Genomic DNA, 13,766 nt, shown 5'->3' on the forward strand with positions numbered 1-13,766 from the left:
CGCCCTTTTCAGGTTCAGCCGAGCAGTGCGTCGGCGAATTCCTCGGCGCTGAAAGGTTGCAGATCCTCGACCTTCTCGCCCACGCCGATGAAATACACCGGCACCGGCCGCTGTCGCGCGATCGCGGCGAGAATGCCGCCTTTCGCGGTGCCGTCGAGCTTCGTGACGACGAGACCCGTCAGGCCGAGCGCATCGTCGAACGCCTTGACCTGCGCGAGCGCGTTCTGACCCGTGTTGGCGTCGATCACGAGCAGCACTTCGTGCGGCGCGTCGGGCATTGCTTTCGCGATCACGCGGCGCACCTTGCGCAGTTCTTCCATCAAATGCAACTGCGTCGGCAGGCGGCCGGCGGTGTCGGCCATCATCACGTCGATCTTGCGCGCACGCGCCGCGCCGACGGCGTCGTAAATCACGGCGGCGGCGTCGCCGCTTTCCTGCGCGATCACGGTCACGTTGTTGCGCTCGCCCCAGACCGTCAACTGTTCGCGCGCGGCGGCGCGGAAGGTGTCGCCGGCGGCGAGCAGCACCGACTGGTCGAAACGCTGCAGATGCTTCGCCAGCTTGCCGATGCTGGTCGTCTTGCCGGCCCCGTTCACGCCCGCGATCATCATCACGAGCGGTTGCGCGCGGCCGAGCATCAACGATTTTTCGAGCGGGCGCAGCAGGTCGACGAGCAATTCACGCAGCGCGGCCTTCACCTGCGATGCGTCGGTCAGACGCTCCGAGCGCACTTTCTCACGCAGCGATTCGAGCAGGAATTCGGTGGCATCGACTCCGGCGTCGGACATCAGCAGCGCGGTTTCGAGTTCTTCGTACAGGTCTTCATCGATCTTCGCGCTGACGAAAATGCCGGTCAGGTTGGTGCTCGTCTTCGACAGACCGTGACGCAGGCGCGAGAGCCACGACTTCTTCGCGACCGCATCGAGCGTGGGCGGCGGCACGATTTCCTCGCTCGCCTGATCCGTTTCCGGACCGCGCGCCCATTGCGACTGCGTGCGGCCTTGCCAGTATTCCTTCGAATCGCCGGCCGGAAGCTGGACGTGCGCTGTGGAAACCGGCGCAACGGGTTGCGCAGCCTTCGGTGCGACCGGTTCCGCAGCCTTCGGTGCGACGGGTTCCGCAGCCTTCGGTGCGACCGGTTCCGCAGCCTTCGGTGCGACCGGTTCCGCAGGCAGCGCCTCTTCCTGCGGCGCTTCGGCGGCCAGCGCCTGCCGTTCCAGCTCGGCGTCGGAGAGGTCGTCGTTCCCGTCCGCCGCGACGATGTCTTCCTGAGGCGTATCGAGCGGCGCGTCAGCCGGCTTTTTGAATTTCTTGAAGAAGCTGAACATGGATGTGTGGCGATGATGCGCGCGTGATCGGTGGCCTCGTGCGCGCTATTGAGCCGCTTTGCGCGAGGCCGGCGCGAAAGGGTAGAAGCCGCATATTTTATCAGGCGAAGCCGCGCCCGCCCGTGCGGCGCCCGGCATGGCGCGCGCGTGTGGTAACGTTGGCTTTCATTGCTCGTGCCGGCCTGTCGTCAAGCAAAAATACGCCCGGCGCGCTCGACTCCAACCATCCTCTTATGCCTCGCTCGTCCGTTACCCGTTCCGTCCTGCCCAGCCACACGCCCTCGCGCGGAGGCAAACCGCACACGATCCGCATCATCGGCGGAGACTGGAAGCGCACGCCGCTGCCCGTGCTCGATCTCGATGGCCTCAGGCCCACGCCGGATCGCGTGCGCGAAACGCTCTTCAACTGGCTCGGCCAGGATCTCTCAGGACAGACGTGTCTCGACATGTTCGCGGGCAGCGGTGCGCTCGGTTTCGAGGCGGCGTCGCGAGGCGCTGCGCGCGTGCTGATGGTCGAGCGCAGCGCGAAAGCGGCCGCGCAGATCAGGGCGAATCAGACGAAACTCGGCGCGCGCAACATCGAAATCGCGGAAGCGGATGCGCTGCGGCTCGCCGCCAGCCTCACGCCCGGCTCGTTCGACGTGATCTTTCTGGACCCGCCGTTCGGCGATCAGGCGTTGCTCTTGCGCGCGCTCGCGCTGGCGGCGCCGCTCGTCGCGCCCGATGGGGCCATCTACGTCGAATGCGGCGATCCGCTGGATCTGGCGGGCATCGACGCGCTCGCGGGCTGGAGCGTCGTACGCGATGGCAAGGCGGGCGCCGTTCGCTATCATTTGCTGCGCCGCGAAAATGAGGAATAATGCGCGTTCCCCAATTTGGGACAGCCAGTCTTGATGGGAATGAGGCAGAGTGGGGCGTCGCAGCCACGCGACCCAATGTAAATAGAAGAGGAGAAAGCTCATGGTTGTCGCCGTGTATCCGGGTACGTTCGACCCGCTCACTCGTGGGCATGAAGACATTGTCCGGCGCGCATCGAGCATTTTCGATCAGCTCGTCGTGGGCGTCGCGGACAGCCGCGCGAAGAAGCCGTTTTTCTCGCTGCAGGAGCGGCTGGATATTGCGCACGATGTGCTCGGGCATTACCCGAACGTGCAGGTGAGCAGTTTCACCGGGCTACTCAAGGACTTCGTGCGCAAGAACAACGCGCGCGTGATCGTGCGCGGATTGCGCGCCGTTTCCGATTTCGAGTATGAGTTTCAGATGGCGGGGATGAACCGTTACCTATTGCCCGACGTCGAGACGATGTTCATGACGCCGTCCGACCAGTATCAGTTCATCTCGGGCACGATCGTGCGCGAGATCGCGCAACTCGGCGGCGACGTGAGCAAGTTCGTGTTCCCGTCGGTGGAAAAGCGGCTGATCGACAAAGTCGGTAATCTGTCGCAGATGGACCCTGCGGCGCCGTGAAGCGCCCGGCCCGCGCGTCATCAGAAATGGCGCGCGGGCGTCATGCCGGTCGAGATACCGGCGCAAGAGAGTGAAGCATGTCTTTGATCATTACCGACGAGTGCATCAACTGCGACGTTTGCGAGCCCGAGTGCCCGAACGACGCCATTTCGATGGGTCCTGATATCTACGTGATCGACCCGAACAAATGCACGGAATGCGTCGGCCATTTCGACGAGCCTCAGTGCCAGCAAGTGTGCCCGGTGGAGTGCATTCCGCGCGATCCGGCGCACGTCGAAACGCCCGGGCAGTTGATGGCCAAATACCAAGCGCTGATGGCGGCGAAGGGCAATTCCTAGGCGACGATCTCCGTCAGCGCGGCGACGAGCGCATCGCATTCCGCGGGCGTGCCGATCGAAATGCGCAGATGCTGATCGATGCGCGGCAGCCTGAAGTGACGCACAAAAATCTCTTTCGCCTTGAGCGTGGTGGCGAGCGTGGCGGCATCGTGCGCGGGATGCTTCGCAAACACGAAGTTCGCCGCGGACGGCACGACCTCGAAACCGAGCGTCTGTAGCTGCGAGGTCAACCGCTCACGACTCGCGACGACCTTCGCGCAGCCTGCTTCAAACCACGCCTGATCTTCATACGACGCGAGCGCCGCGACTTGCGCGAGGCGATCCAGTGGATACGAATTGAAGCTGTCCTTCACGCGCGTGAGCGCTTCGATCAGGGCCGCATCGCCGAACGCGAAGCCGACGCGCATGCCCGCGAGCGAACGTGCCTTCGACGTCGTCTGCACGACGAGCAGGTTCGGATAGCGATCGATCAGATTCACCGCCGATTCCGCGCCGAAATCCACATACGCTTCATCGATGATCACCGGCGCATCCGGGTTCGCGTTCAACAGCACTTCGATTTCCGCAAGCGGCAGGGCGCGGCCCGTCGGCGCGTTCGGATTCGGCAGCAGCACGCCGCCGGACGGCGCGCGGTAATCGTCGACATCGATGGCGAAATCCGCGTTCAACGGCACGGTTTCGTATTCGACGCCGTAAAGCTGCGCATAGACCGGGTAGAAGCTGTAGGTGATGTCGGGAAAGCGGATCGGCCGGTCGTGCTTGAGCAGCGCCTGGAACGCGTGCGCGAGCACTTCATCGGAACCATTGCCGGCGAAGACCTGCTCGATGCGCAGCCCGTGATGTTTCGCGACCGCTTCGCGCAAGGCTCGCGCGGTCGGATCGGGATACTTTCGCAACGACGCGCCGTCGCCGCCGAGTTCGCCGCGAATCGCCTCGACCACGCGCGGCGACGGCGGATACGGATTCTCGTTGGTGTTGAGCTTGACGGGATGCGCCAGCACAGGTTGCTCGCCCGGCACATACGGCGTCAGACGATGGACGATATCGCTCCAGAAACGGCTCACAGTGGGCTCCAGATCAGGAATTACGGTGCAGGTTCATCATCGCACGCTCGGTTTCGCCGGCGACGACGAAAGGCATCACGGCGAGCGCGCGCTCGATCGACTGATCGATCACATCCTGTTCGTCGCGGCGCGGCGGCTTGAGCACGAAGTTCGCGACATCGGGCTTCGCGCCTGCGCGCGCGCCTTCGGGAATCAGGTCGCGCGGATGCCCGATGCCGATGCGCAAGCGCCAGTATTGCTGCGACGACAGATGCGCGGAAATATCCTTGAGGCCGTTATGTCCGCCGCTGCCGCCGCCGAGCTTCATCTTGACGGTGCCGGGCGGAAGGTCGAGTTCGTCGTGCGCGACGAGAATCTCGTCGGGCAGGATCTTGAAGAACTGCGCGAGCGCGACCACCGATTGACCCGAACGGTTCATGAAGGTCTGGGGTTCGAGCAGATGGATTTCGTGGCCGTGCAGGCGTCCCTTGCCGTAGAAGCCGTGAAAGCGGCGTTCTTCGCGCAGTGTCGCGCCGGCGTCGCGTGCGAACTGGTCGACGAACCAGAAGCCCGCGTTGTGCCGTGTCGCGGTGTATTCGGCGCCCGGATTGCCCAGGCCGACGATCAGCTTGATCATGTCGAATCGTGTAGAGCGAAAAAAAACCCGCCGGGGCTTGCGCGCCGGCGGGTCACGTCGACCGCTCTTGCGAACGGATCGAGAGGATAGCGGTGTTCCGCGTGCTTACTCGGCTGCCGGCTTTTCGCCTTCAGCTTCGCCAGCCCCTTCCGACACGACAGCAGCCGGAACGGTAGCCGAAGCCACGACCGGGTTTTCTGCCTCGACGGAAACCGTCAGGCTCACGCCCTTCGGCAGCGGGATGTCCTTCGCGTGCATCGTCTGGCCGGCTTCGATCTTCGCCAGATCGATTTCCAGGAACTCAGGCAGGTCTGCCGGCAGGCATTCCACTTCCAGTTCCGTCACGACGTGCGAGATCACCGCGCCCGCCAGCTTCACGGCCGGGTTGGTTTCCTGGTTCATGAAGTGCAGCGGCACCTTGGTGTGCAGCTTCTTCTTCGCGTCGACGCGCTGGAAGTCCACGTGCAGCACGAGCTGCTTGAACGGATGGTATTGCACGTCGCGCAGCAGAACCTGTTGCGACTTGCCGGCCAGTTCCAGATCGAGAATCGACGAGTGGAAAACTTCTTTCTTCAGGGCGTGCCACAGGGCGTTGTGGTCCAGTTCGACCAGTTGAACGTCCGTTTCACCACCGTACACGATACCCGGGGTCTTACCCGAGTTGCGCAGGCGGCGGCTCGCACCCGTACCTTGCTTGCTACGCTCGAAAGCGACGACTTTCATGTCTGACTCCTATATCTGCCCGCGACCAGGCAGGGAAACCGGGATCATCGAAAAGGTGTGATCCCACAACAAGCGACGCGAACCTTCGTACGTTCGCATCGATCATGCAAAAACGCGAAGCATGCGCCTCGCGTTCCTTGCTCAATTCTGTTTAACCTTCGGCGAAGAGCGACATCACCGAGTCGCCGCGCCGGATTCGCGAGAATGTCTCCGCGAGCAGGCCCGCGCTCGACAGCAGACGGATCTTCGGGCACGCGAGCGATTCGGCCGACAGCGGAATCGTGTCCGTGACGACGAGCTCGTCCAGCTGCGACGCCGCGATGCGCTCGCCCGCGCCACCCGAGAGCACCGGGTGCGTGGCATACGCGAAGACCTGCTTCGCGCCGCGGTCCTTCAGCACTTGCGCGGCCTTGCACAGCGTGCCGGCGGTATCGACCATGTCGTCCATGATCACGCAGGTGCGTCCTTCCACTTCACCGATGATGTTCATCACCTCGGCGACATTCGCCTTCGGACGGCGCTTGTCGATGATCGCGAGGTCCGTGTTCAACTGCTTGGCGAGCGCACGCGCGCGCACCACGCCGCCCACGTCCGGCGACACGACCAGCAGATGGTCATGGTTCTGCTTGCGCAGATCGCCGAGCAGAACGGGCGTGGCGTAGATGTTGTCGACGGGGATGTCGAAGAAGCCTTGAATCTGGTCGGCGTGCAGGTCCATGGTGATCACGCGATCGACGCCGGCAATTTCCAGCATGTTCGCGACGACCTTCGCCGAGATGGCCACTCGCGCGGAACGCGGACGGCGATCCTGACGCGCATAGCCGAAGTAGGGGATGGCTGCGGTGATCCGGCCTGCGGATGCGCGCTTGAGCGCATCGACCATGATCATCAGTTCCATCAGATTGTCGTTCGTGGGGGCGCAGGTGGACTGCAGAACGAATACGTCTTTACCCCGAACGTTTTCCTGAATCTCGACCATGATCTCGCCGTCTGAGAAGCGGCTGACCATTGCTTTGCCGAGAGGAATTCCAAGGATTTTGACGACTTCCTGTGCAAGCGCGGGATTTGCGTTGCCAGTAAAAACCATCAGGCCGTCACTGCTCATCGTGCACCTGTCTGCGGCTGGAGGCGAGAGGAAAAACGCGAGAAAAGGAATGGCAGGGGAGGAAGGACTCGAACCCTCGCATGCCGGAATCAAAATCCGGTGCCTTGACCAACTTGGCGACTCCCCTACACAACTCTGAGTCTCGCCGGGAAGTGTAGGACATACCCGACGAAACGAAACCTATGACGCGAAAGCGAAGAGAGGATGAGAATCCAGACTTGCTGTCACTACGCTCTTCCAGCTTGCCGGCAGTTTGGCTTGCGCCATTTCTGCTTCGGCTCGGCTGGCGAAAGCGGCGAACACGCTTGCTCCAGATCCGGTCATTCGCGCCGGTGCGAGATTGACAAACCACTCGAGCACCTGTGCAACTTCCGCGTACTTTTCTGCAACTACAGCCTGCATGTCATTTCGACCGAAGCTGTCTGGCCAGTTAGTGTCTGACCTTTGCGCTGCAAGAAAGTCCATCATTTTGGCGGCTTTCGTGTTCCGTGTCAAGCTTTTTTCGGAGAAAATCGCCGCGGTGGGGACGTGAGCATCGGGCGTTACAACCAGGAAGAAGCGTTTCGGCAGATCGACTGCCTGCAGCGCCTCACCCACACCTTCTGCGAATGCATTTTGCCCGAAGACAAAAAACGGCACGTCCGCGCCGAGTTGCAGGCCGAGATTCTGCAGAATCTCACGCGAAAGATCAACACCCCATAGACGATTTAACGCCAAAAGTGTTGTCGCCGCGTCGGAACTGCCTCCGCCGAGGCCCGCTCCCATCGGCAGACGCTTGTCGATCTCGATTTCCACGCCGAACGTCGTGCCCGTGTGTTGCTGGAGCAGGCGCGCGGCACGCACGATGAGGTCGTCGGCTTCGGGCACGCCCGGCACGTCCGTCTTGCGCGTGATGATGCCGTCGTCGCGGCGCGTGAAGTGCAGCCGGTCGCCCCAGTCGAGCAACTGGAAGACGGTCTGCAGTGAGTGATACCCATCCGGGCGGCGGCCCGTGATGTGCAGGAAAAGGTTCAGCTTCGCGGGCGCGAGGCAGTCACGGAGCGAATCGGTCGATGAGGGCATGCGTGTTGCAACTGCGAGGTTATTGATCGAGCACCAGCTTGATGTCGAGCGGCGGTTCGTTGCGCATCAGATTCACGCGCTTCACGCCGGTCGCGGGCGCGTCGGCGTAAGCGAGGTAATCGATCGTCCATCCGTCCTGCCTGATTTCCTTCGGACGGCCGTTGTTCGATTCCGGATCGAGCGTCGTCTGCGCGCGCGAACTCGGCGCGGCGGACGGCTGCAGCCAGTAACGCAGGCCTTCCACCGGCAACGCGAAACCGAGCGTGTTCTGCATCAGCAGGGATACGTTGTCGGCGCTCACCGGCTGGCGGTTGGGAAGTTCGAGCGTGGCGAGCGACGGCGACGACGTGACGATCGCCATCGTCTGGCCGAGCGGATTGCGCAGTTGCAGCGTGACGGTATCGCCCGTTTCCTGCCAGTCGAAGTTGCCGTACGCGTTGCGCTGCACGCCGTTTTGATCGTTGTACTGCACGGCGAAGCGTCCGTGATACGCGCGGCTCGTCTGCGTCGCGAGGGAAGTGCTTGCGTTCGTCGTCGTGGGGACGCGCGGCTGGACCGCGCAACCCGACATCACCAGCGCGGCCGCCGCCGCCAGGCCGAGCGCGCCGCGTCGAAGCGATGCGCCGGCAAAGAATTCAAAAGCCATCAAAGGTCGTTTACCTGGAGTCGTTTTAGCGTTTTGACGAGCGTGTCGTTGTCCGGTTCGAGCTTTAGCGCCTGCCGCCACGTGTCGCGCGCCTGATCCTGCTGACCGGACTTCCACTGCACCTCGCCCAGATGCGCGCCTATTTCGGCATTCGGCTGAAGGGTGTACGCGTTCTTCAGAATCTTCTCCGCTTCGGCCGAATTGCCCTGACGGAAACGCGCCCAGCCGAGACTGTCCATGATGAACGCGTCGTTCGGCGCGAGCGAAACCGCCTTTTCGATCAGCTTTACCGCTTCATCGAGCCGCTGGTTGCGGTCGACGAGCGAATAGCCGAGCGCGTTGTACGCCTGCGGGTTGTTCGGCTGCGTGCGCATCAGCGTGCGTAATTGCGTTTCCATCACGTCGTAATGACCGTTCTTTTCGGCGGCCATCGCGTAGTCGTAGATGAGATCGGGATCGTCGGGGAACGCGGCGACCGCTTTCGCGAGATTCGCTTCCGCTTCCTTGTACCGATGCGCCTCGAAGAGAATCGCGGAGTCGGTGCGCGCGAGCAGCGCGAGATCGCGCGGATCGGAGCTTTGCAGGCTACCGAGCAGCGCACGCGCGTCGTCCACCTTGCCCTGCTTCGCGAGCAGTTGTGCGCGCGTGATCTGCGCGGGCAGATACTGCTGGCTCGTGCGCGGAATCTTGTCGAGCCACTGGCTCGCGGCGGCTTCGTTCTTCTGCTCCAGCGCCAGTTGCGCGAGATAGATGTACGCCTGACCCGGGTCCGCGCCCGGCGTGCTTTCCGCCGTCTTCGCGTAGAGATTCAGAAAATCCTGCGCCTTGTCGAACTGCTTCTTCTGAATGTTGATGAGCGCGAGCGCCATCAACGGCGTCAGGTCTTTCGGGTCGTTCTTGCGCATGATCTCGAACTGCTTCTGCGCATCGTCGAGCCTGTCGGACGACAGATACAACTGCGCCAGCGCGAGCCGTGCGTCATGCGATTTCGGATTCTTGTCGAGATACTTTTCGAACGAAGCGATGCCTTCCTTGCGCTCCTCCGGACCCATGCGCGCGAGCGTGAGCGCGGCGGGCAGGTAATCCGGCTTCAGTTGCAGCGCCTTTTCGAGCGATGCCTTCGCGCCCGGCTGATCGTCTGCGATCAATTGCTGGCGCGCGAGCGCGAGCTGCACTTCGGGCCGGTCCTGATCGTTTTTCGTCAGATCCTTGAGCACGTTCAGCCCGCCGACGCGATTCGGTCCACGCGCGAGCAGCGACTGCAAGGAAAGAATGGCCTCGCCGCGCTGTTCGGGCGACACCTTCGCGAGTTCGCGCTCGAGCGTGGGTTTCGCGTCGTCAGGCTTTCCGCTGACGATCAACAGCGATGCGCTCAATTGCGCCGCGCGCTCCGAATGCGGCGCGAACTGCTGCCAGAGCTGCGCCGACGTAAGTGCATCGTTAGGGCTTTGCGCCGCGATCGCGATTTCGGTCGCACGCTGCGCGAAACGCGGATCGTGCGTGTCGCGGGCGAGCGAAAGATAGGTCTGGTAAGCGGGAGCGGGCTGGCCGCGTTGCAGCGCGACTTCGGCCGCCAGCACCTGGAACACGATCTGGCTGGACATTGCCACGTTCGGCAAGTCCTGCGATTCAGCACCGCTCACCGGTGCGGTCAGCAGATCGGCCGCGCTTTGTGCGTCGGACTGATCGTCCTCGCTCGGAACGGGCGACGCGTTCGGGGCCTGAGCGTGCGCGGGTGCGAATGCGAGCGCGGCCATCGCGAGCGCGACGGCGCCGGCGATTCGCGACATGGGCACGGCGAACGAATGCGCCAGGCCGGCGTGACGCTTGGCAAACAGCTTCATGACGAACGAGTTCATGGAATTCCAGACGATGTTTCGGTCGATTGTAACGCGGTCGCTAAAATACCGGCACAACCGTCCCAGCAAGTCTCTCTCCAGAAAAATGCCCGAATTGCCGGAAGTCGAAGTCACCCGCCGGGGAATCGAACCCTATGTCGCCGGACGGCGTGTCGAGCACGTGGATGTGCGCACACCGGCGCTGCGCTGGCCGATCCCGCCGCATCTTCCGAAGACGCTCGATCATCTGAAGATCGAGCGGGTCGAGCGGCGCGGCAAGTATTTGCTGTTCGAGACGGTGCAAGGGTGGCTGATCGTTCATCTCGGCATGACGGGCACGTTGCGCGTGCTGCGTCACGTACCGAAGCCGCCCGAGGCGGCGAAACACGATCACGTCGATATCGTGTTCGACGACTTCATCCTGCGCTTTCGCGATCCGCGCCGCTTCGGTGCGATCCTCTGGCATCCGCGCGCGGACGGCGACGTGCTCGATCATCCGCTGCTCGCGAGTCTGGGCGTCGAACCGTTCTCGCCGGAATTCTCCGGCACGCTGCTGTTTCGCGAGACGCGCGGGCGCAAGGTGTCGGTCAAGCAGGCGCTGCTCGCGGGCGATATCGTCGTGGGCGTGGGGAACATCTACGCGTCGGAGAGCCTCTTTCGCGCGGGCATCCGGCCGACGACCGCGGCCGGGCGCATCTCGCTCGTGCGCTACGACCTGCTCGCGGATGCGGTGCGCGTGACGCTCGCCGCTGCCATCGACAAGGGCGGCAGCACGTTGCGCGATTTCGTCGGCAGCAACGGCGAGTCGGGCTATTTCCAGCTCGACTATTTCGTCTATGATCGCGCGGGCCTGCCGTGCCACGTGTGCGGCACCGCGATCAGACAGATCGTCCAGGGCCAGCGCTCCACGTACTTTTGCCCGCGTTGCCAACGCTAATTTCCGATGCTCGCACTCACCGATTTTTCGTCGCGCCTCATCGCGTGGCAACGCATTCACGGCCGGCACGACCTGCCGTGGCAGAACACGCGCGACGCGTATCGCGTCTGGCTGTCGGAAGTCATGCTGCAGCAAACGCAGGTCTCGACCGTCATTCCGTACTACGCGCGCTTTCTCCAACGCTTTCCGACGGTGACCGCGCTCGCCGATGCGCCCATCGACGACGTCATGGCGCTCTGGGCCGGGCTCGGCTACTACTCGCGCGCGCGCAATCTGCATCGCTGCGCGCAGGTGGTTGCGCACGAGCACGGCGGCGCGTTTCCGCAGACCGTCGACGCGCTGGCGATGCTGCCGGGCATCGGACGCTCGACGGCGGCGGCGATCGCGTCGTTCGCGTTCGGCGCGCGCGCGACGATCCTCGACGGCAACGTGAAACGCGTGCTCGCGCGCGTGTTCGGCATCGAGGGTTTTCCGGGCGAGAAGCGCGTCGAGAACGCGATGTGGGCGCTCGCGGAATCGCTCTTGCCGGACGCCGCGAACAAGGACGAAGTGACCGCGTACACGCAAGGCCTGATGGATCTGGGCGCGACGCTCTGCGTGCGCGGCAAGCCGGATTGCGCGCGCTGCCCGTTCGCATCGGATTGCGTGGCGAAGGTGGAAGGACGGCAGCGCGAGCTGCCTGCCGCGCGCCCGAAGAAAGCCGTGCCGACGCGCAAGACGTGGATGCTGATACTGAAGGACGGCGATTCGGTCCTGCTGCAGAAGCGGCCGTCGATCGGCATCTGGGGCGGGCTCTGGAGTCTGCCCGAAGCGGCGGACGAGGCTGCGTTGACGGAAGTTGCGAACAATCTCGGCGCGAGCTATCAGCCGCTCCAGCGTCTCGCGCCCTTGTCGCACGCGTTCACGCACTTCAAGCTGGATATCGAGCCGCGGCTCGGCGAAGCGCGCGAAACGCCGCGCGAGTTGATGGATACGGAAACGGTCTGGGCGCCGCTCGCGCGGATCGATTCATACGGCCTGCCCGCACCGGTGCGCAAACTGCTCGACGCGCTGTCCGGCTCGCTGATCTAAAGCAACTGATGGTGCTGCATGTAGTGATGCACCACGTCGATGCGCGCGCCGGCGTCCATCAACTCCATGAGTTTCTGGCGGGCGCGCATCGGAATCGGCAGGATTTCTGCGAGGCGATTGGATACCCAGGTGGGATCGTCGTATAGAAACGGTTCGACGAACGGAAGGTTCTGCGGCTCGCGCTCCTTGATCGTGTCGACGATACGCTCCAGCACTTCCGCGCACGCGCCGAACTTCGCGAGCGTTTCGGCGCCCTGCAGCGGTTCGTCATCGCCCAGCAACTGGGCTGTGCCGACGAGCAGGTTGCTCGGCTCCACGCGATGATCCGTCAGCCTGAAGCGCGCGGTGCCGCGCGCCTGAACGAGCAGCAGGCCGAAAGTATCGACATCGCATTCCGAAATCTCGGCGAGGCAGCCGATGCTTTCCGGCACCGACGGATCGCCCGGTGACGCGACCTCGTGCCCGCTCTTCAGCAAACACACGCCGAAGGGCGTTTTCTCGCGCAGACACTCGCGCGCCATATCCAGATAGCGCGCCTCGAAAATCTTGAGCGGCAGCAAGCCGCCGGGAAACAGCACGGTGTGAAGCGGAAACAGCGGCAAGTCGGCCAGAACGGGATTCGAAGACATCGCGCCCCTCCAGGGTGGACCGCCAGCGTGGCGATCGGGTTCGCGTGTGAGGCGCGCTGTCACCCAGCCGGGATGGGCGCGTCACGATGCCGCACGATCACGTTTGCCGTCTCGCAAAAGCGCGCGGCGAGCGCCTCCGCGATGAACACCGAACGATGCTGGCCGCCCGTGCAGCCGATCGCGACGGTGAGATAGCTGCGGTTGTCGTCGCGAAAGCGCGGCAGCCATTTGCCGACGAACGCGCCGATATCGTCGATCATCTCGCCGACCAGCGGCTGCGCGGTGAGGAAATCGATGATCGGCTGATCGAGGCCCGTGAACGGGCGCAACTCGCGGTCGTAGTAGGGATTCGGCAGCGTGCGCACATCGAACACGAGATCGGCGTCGAGCGGCACGCCGCGCTTGAAACCAAACGACTCGAACATCAGCGTGAGATCGGCGGCTTCGGTCTCGACGAAGCGCTTGACCCATGCGCGCAGCACGTTCGCGCGCAGGTTGCTCGTGTCGATCTGATGACCGTACTCGGCAAGACCCGCGACCAGTTCACGCTCACGCTCGATCGCTTCGGCGAGCGAGTTCAGCACGCCGACATCGGCTTCGCGCATCGGCGGGCCGGACAGCGGATGCCGCCGGCGCGTCTCGGAGAAGCGTTGAATCAGCGATTGCGTGCTGGCGTTGAGAAACAGCACGCGCAGGTCGTAATCGTGCGATAGCTGTCGGATGATGGCCGGCACTTCATCGAGCGAGAGGCTCGAGCGCGCGTCGATCGCGACGGCGAGGCGCGCCTGGCCTTCTTTCGCGAGATAGGCGGCGAGTTCGGGCAGAAAACGCGGCGGCAGGTTGTCGACGCAATAGTAGCCGCCATCTTCCAGGGCGTTCAGCGCGACGGACTTGCCGGAACCGGAGATGCCGGTGATCAGGATGATACGCATGGGTCTCGAG

The 13,766-nt window shown here is 63.5% G+C and carries 15 protein-coding genes and 1 tRNA gene; 5 read left to right on the top strand and 11 right to left on the bottom strand.

The window, feature by feature from the left end; all coding sequences use genetic code 11:
• Positions 1-14 precede the first annotated feature (14 nt).
• Positions 15-1,328 carry a signal recognition particle-docking protein FtsY gene (ftsY, locus tag AWB80_RS00555; protein ID WP_061172698.1) on the bottom strand — a complete coding sequence of 438 codons (1,314 nt, stop codon included), beginning with the start codon at positions 1,326-1,328 and terminating at the stop codon, positions 15-17.
• A gap of 233 nt (positions 1,329-1,561) precedes the next feature.
• Here ftsY and rsmD point away from each other — a divergent pair, with 233 nt between their 5' ends.
• From rsmD to AWB80_RS00570, 3 genes are all read left to right on the top strand, one after another.
• Positions 1,562-2,188 carry a 16S rRNA (guanine(966)-N(2))-methyltransferase RsmD gene (gene rsmD, locus AWB80_RS00560; protein WP_061173068.1) on the top strand — a complete coding sequence of 209 codons (627 nt, stop codon included), beginning with the start codon at positions 1,562-1,564 and terminating at the stop codon, positions 2,186-2,188.
• Between the two features lie 100 nt (positions 2,189-2,288).
• A complete protein-coding gene (gene coaD, locus AWB80_RS00565; RefSeq protein ID WP_061172699.1) occupies positions 2,289-2,795 on the top strand; it encodes a pantetheine-phosphate adenylyltransferase in 507 nt (168 codons plus the stop codon).
• A 77-nt stretch (positions 2,796-2,872) separates the two neighbouring features.
• A complete protein-coding gene (locus AWB80_RS00570; RefSeq protein ID WP_061172700.1) occupies positions 2,873-3,133 on the top strand; it encodes a YfhL family 4Fe-4S dicluster ferredoxin in 261 nt (86 codons plus the stop codon).
• On the opposite strand, the gene hisC is transcribed toward AWB80_RS00570, so the two are convergent.
• The 8 genes from hisC to AWB80_RS00610 form a co-directional block, all read right to left on the bottom strand.
• Positions 3,130-4,197, bottom strand: a complete 1,068-nt coding sequence (hisC, locus tag AWB80_RS00575; RefSeq protein ID WP_061172701.1) for a histidinol-phosphate transaminase — start codon at positions 4,195-4,197, stop codon at positions 3,130-3,132. The two genes, AWB80_RS00570 and hisC, sit on opposite strands and share 4 nt — an antisense overlap.
• A gap of 13 nt (positions 4,198-4,210) precedes the next feature.
• Positions 4,211-4,813 (bottom strand): aminoacyl-tRNA hydrolase, encoded by a 603-nt coding sequence (pth, locus tag AWB80_RS00580; RefSeq protein WP_061172702.1) that lies wholly within the window; start codon positions 4,811-4,813, stop codon positions 4,211-4,213.
• A gap of 105 nt (positions 4,814-4,918) precedes the next feature.
• On the bottom strand, positions 4,919-5,536 hold the full coding sequence (locus AWB80_RS00585) for a 50S ribosomal protein L25/general stress protein Ctc (protein ID WP_061172703.1): 618 nt from the start codon (positions 5,534-5,536) through the stop codon (positions 4,919-4,921).
• Positions 5,537-5,687: 151 nt separating this feature from the next.
• Positions 5,688-6,641, bottom strand: a complete 954-nt coding sequence (locus AWB80_RS00590; protein WP_061172704.1) for a ribose-phosphate pyrophosphokinase — start codon at positions 6,639-6,641, stop codon at positions 5,688-5,690.
• A gap of 50 nt (positions 6,642-6,691) precedes the next feature.
• Positions 6,692-6,768 (bottom strand) — tRNA-Gln (locus AWB80_RS00595).
• Between the two features lie 53 nt (positions 6,769-6,821).
• On the bottom strand, positions 6,822-7,703 hold the full coding sequence (gene ispE / locus AWB80_RS00600) for a 4-(cytidine 5'-diphospho)-2-C-methyl-D-erythritol kinase (protein WP_061172705.1): 882 nt from the start codon (positions 7,701-7,703) through the stop codon (positions 6,822-6,824).
• 19 nt (positions 7,704-7,722) lie between these two features.
• Positions 7,723-8,349 (bottom strand): lipoprotein insertase outer membrane protein LolB, encoded by a 627-nt coding sequence (gene lolB / locus AWB80_RS00605; protein ID WP_061172706.1) that lies wholly within the window; start codon positions 8,347-8,349, stop codon positions 7,723-7,725.
• Entirely contained in the window at positions 8,349-10,208 is a 1,860-nt protein-coding gene (locus tag AWB80_RS00610) for a tetratricopeptide repeat protein (RefSeq protein WP_061172707.1), read from the bottom strand. Before AWB80_RS00610 ends, lolB begins: the two co-directional genes overlap by 1 nt.
• A gap of 85 nt (positions 10,209-10,293) precedes the next feature.
• Here AWB80_RS00610 and mutM point away from each other — a divergent pair, with 85 nt between their 5' ends.
• The gene (gene mutM / locus AWB80_RS00615; RefSeq protein ID WP_061172708.1) at positions 10,294-11,124 is read left to right on the top strand and encodes a bifunctional DNA-formamidopyrimidine glycosylase/DNA-(apurinic or apyrimidinic site) lyase; all 831 of its coding nucleotides are present in this window, start codon (positions 10,294-10,296) and stop codon (positions 11,122-11,124) included.
• Positions 11,125-11,130: 6 nt separating this feature from the next.
• Positions 11,131-12,195 carry an A/G-specific adenine glycosylase gene (gene mutY / locus AWB80_RS00620; protein ID WP_061172709.1) on the top strand — a complete coding sequence of 355 codons (1,065 nt, stop codon included), beginning with the start codon at positions 11,131-11,133 and terminating at the stop codon, positions 12,193-12,195.
• On the opposite strand, the gene AWB80_RS00625 is transcribed toward mutY, so the two are convergent.
• Entirely contained in the window at positions 12,192-12,824 is a 633-nt protein-coding gene (locus AWB80_RS00625; protein WP_061172710.1) for an LON peptidase substrate-binding domain-containing protein, read from the bottom strand. The genes mutY and AWB80_RS00625 overlap by 4 nt on opposite strands.
• A 59-nt stretch (positions 12,825-12,883) precedes the next feature.
• Positions 12,884-13,756, bottom strand: coding sequence for an RNase adapter RapZ (rapZ, locus tag AWB80_RS00630; protein ID WP_061172711.1), 873 nt, complete (start codon positions 13,754-13,756; stop codon positions 12,884-12,886).
• Between the last annotated feature and the right edge of the window lie 10 nt (positions 13,757-13,766).

This window comes from Caballeronia pedi (assembly GCF_001544915.2).
GTDB classification, from domain to species: Bacteria; Pseudomonadota; Gammaproteobacteria; order Burkholderiales; family Burkholderiaceae; genus Caballeronia; species Caballeronia pedi.

Excerpts from the sequence above, each read along its gene's own strand:
- ftsY (WP_061172698.1), bottom strand. The coding sequence starts at position 1,328 with ATGTTCAGCTTCTTCAAGAAATTCAAAAAGCCGGCTGACGCGCCGCTC.
- rsmD (WP_061173068.1), top strand. The coding sequence starts at position 1,562 with ATGCCTCGCTCGTCCGTTACCCGTTCCGTCCTGCCCAGCCACACGCCC.
- coaD (WP_061172699.1), top strand. The coding sequence starts at position 2,289 with ATGGTTGTCGCCGTGTATCCGGGTACGTTCGACCCGCTCACTCGTGGG.
- AWB80_RS00570 (WP_061172700.1), top strand. The coding sequence starts at position 2,873 with ATGTCTTTGATCATTACCGACGAGTGCATCAACTGCGACGTTTGCGAG.
- pth (WP_061172702.1), bottom strand. The coding sequence starts at position 4,813 with ATGATCAAGCTGATCGTCGGCCTGGGCAATCCGGGCGCCGAATACACC.
- AWB80_RS00585 (WP_061172703.1), bottom strand. The coding sequence starts at position 5,536 with ATGAAAGTCGTCGCTTTCGAGCGTAGCAAGCAAGGTACGGGTGCGAGC.
- AWB80_RS00590 (WP_061172704.1), bottom strand. The coding sequence starts at position 6,641 with ATGAGCAGTGACGGCCTGATGGTTTTTACTGGCAACGCAAATCCCGCG.
- ispE (WP_061172705.1), bottom strand. The coding sequence starts at position 7,703 with ATGCCCTCATCGACCGATTCGCTCCGTGACTGCCTCGCGCCCGCGAAG.
- lolB (WP_061172706.1), bottom strand. The coding sequence starts at position 8,349 with ATGGCTTTTGAATTCTTTGCCGGCGCATCGCTTCGACGCGGCGCGCTC.
- AWB80_RS00610 (WP_061172707.1), bottom strand. The coding sequence starts at position 10,208 with ATGAACTCGTTCGTCATGAAGCTGTTTGCCAAGCGTCACGCCGGCCTG.
- mutM (WP_061172708.1), top strand. The coding sequence starts at position 10,294 with ATGCCCGAATTGCCGGAAGTCGAAGTCACCCGCCGGGGAATCGAACCC.
- mutY (WP_061172709.1), top strand. The coding sequence starts at position 11,131 with ATGCTCGCACTCACCGATTTTTCGTCGCGCCTCATCGCGTGGCAACGC.
- AWB80_RS00625 (WP_061172710.1), bottom strand. The coding sequence starts at position 12,824 with ATGTCTTCGAATCCCGTTCTGGCCGACTTGCCGCTGTTTCCGCTTCAC.
- rapZ (WP_061172711.1), bottom strand. The coding sequence starts at position 13,756 with ATGCGTATCATCCTGATCACCGGCATCTCCGGTTCCGGCAAGTCCGTC.